The organism is Elstera litoralis (genome assembly GCF_000963705.1).
GTDB classification, from domain to species: Bacteria; Pseudomonadota; Alphaproteobacteria; order Elsterales; family Elsteraceae; genus Elstera; species Elstera litoralis.
Genome location: NZ_LAJY01000562.1, coordinates 1 through 1,679, shown reverse-complemented (window position 1 = coordinate 1,679; position 1,679 = coordinate 1). Strand labels below are relative to the sequence as shown.

The following is a 1,679-nucleotide window of genomic DNA, read 5'->3' as shown; positions in this document are numbered from 1 at the left end:
CCTGGGGTATATCGCTGACTGCCCAGAAACGCTGCTTAAGTTTATAGAATATTTTACTCGATGTAATGTTGTGGGACATTTTGATGCCCTTCCAACTCGCCATCGGTGGCCAAAAATTATTGCCGTCGCTGGGGTTCACGAAAATCTCTTCCAAGAAATTCGTGCCGAAACTGGTGTTCATTTGCATTGACCAGCCGGGGGCGGTGACAATCAGATGGTCGTAACTCGCGCCGGCCCCCGTCTCGGTCGTTAGGCGGTAGGTATCCTCGAACCGATCAATATAGCGAACGCGGGTGCTGGTGAGCAGCGACAGGCCGCGCCCATCGGCGCGGAACGCGCCCAAATTCTGATAGAAGGAGGTGCCGCTCTGCGCCCCTCGACAGGTCACCGGCTGGAAAAGATGCAGGGCGGGGGTGGCGGAAACGCCTGCCAGCAGGGGCATTTCAAACTGATGCCCGTGCGAATCGGGACAAACCCCCTGGCTTCGCGCCGATTTGGGCAGCGGCAAGGCGGCGGCGACCTCGGCGGGAATATGGCCCAGCAATTTGTGATCGGTCGCAAAGCCGAAGATTAGCGTGCGAATCGGGTAGAGCGCCGCAACATCGAAAAACGCGCCCCAACTGCCGTCGCCCGTCCCGATCGTGTAGAAAATTTCGGTCTGAACTGGATCGAGGCCAAGCCCGCCGAAATCGCCTTCGGCATTGGCGGCGGCGTGATCGGGGCAGGTCGTGCCGTCGAGACCGTAAAACTGCTTGCGCGGCAAGAGGGCAACGTCGCGGAAGGTATGGAACTCATAAGCCTGGACGATCTTTTGCCAATACTCCCGCCAATCCTGTGTTGCGCCATAGCGGCGCGAGACCCAGGCTTTGACGTTATGGGACCAGGCTTGCCAGGCTAAATAAACCTGCTGCAGGCCAGGAGTGGGGGGGAGCATCGCATTTTCGGTCGGGGCCCAGCGCAGTAAACCATGAAAGGTGAGCGCGTCGATCTCCGGGCCGAAGCCCTCATTCACATAAATCCCCGTTGTCGTCACTGGGCTGCCGGGATTGGGGAAGTCTTGATACTGCTGTCGGTAGGTTTCGAGAAAATAGGCGGTTAAACTATTGCCACCCGCCTGGCCGTTCTCCGGCGTGAACAGGGGGATGCGCATTGCCCCCAGCTCGAAGGGCGTGATGCCATCGAGCGGGCGGCCCGATTTGGATTTCGGCATAATCGGATAGGCGCGACCGCCGATACGATCATCGGCTTCGAAGATCGTGATATTTTTATAGCCGCAGCGGAAGAGTTCGCGCGCCACGGTAAGCCCGGCATAGCCTGCCCCGATAATGGCAATTCGTTGCTCGGCCGCCGGAGTTCCGCCGACCGAGGCGATGCCATGCTCGGTGGTTCGTTGCAAGAGATTGTAATAGTTAAAGGGGAAATCGGCCGGGTTCGGCCAATGCGGTTCCCACGGGTTCAATGTTGGAGACGGGATTGTATTGTCAAGCTGATCGGCATTAAGGATTTTGTTTAGAGACATTTTTCACCAATTCGTTGTGAATGCTGTGTAAGTTTTCCGAATTTTCGCGTCAATCAAAAAACATGCATACAGGTGCATCCCCTGCACGTATCAGTTTCCGGGGAAGGACTCTTGTTCGTTTTATGACGTTTATGAGGGCGGCGGTGCCACGCAGCAAAAA

At 56.8% G+C, this 1,679-nt stretch carries 1 protein-coding gene; it reads right to left on the bottom strand.

The window, feature by feature from the left end; translation table 11 throughout:
- A partial coding sequence (locus tag VZ95_RS17435) for an NAD(P)/FAD-dependent oxidoreductase (RefSeq protein ID WP_156995372.1) occupies window positions 1-1,519 on the bottom strand: 1,519 nt, incomplete at its 3' end.
- Between the last annotated feature and the right edge of the window lie 160 nt (window positions 1,520-1,679).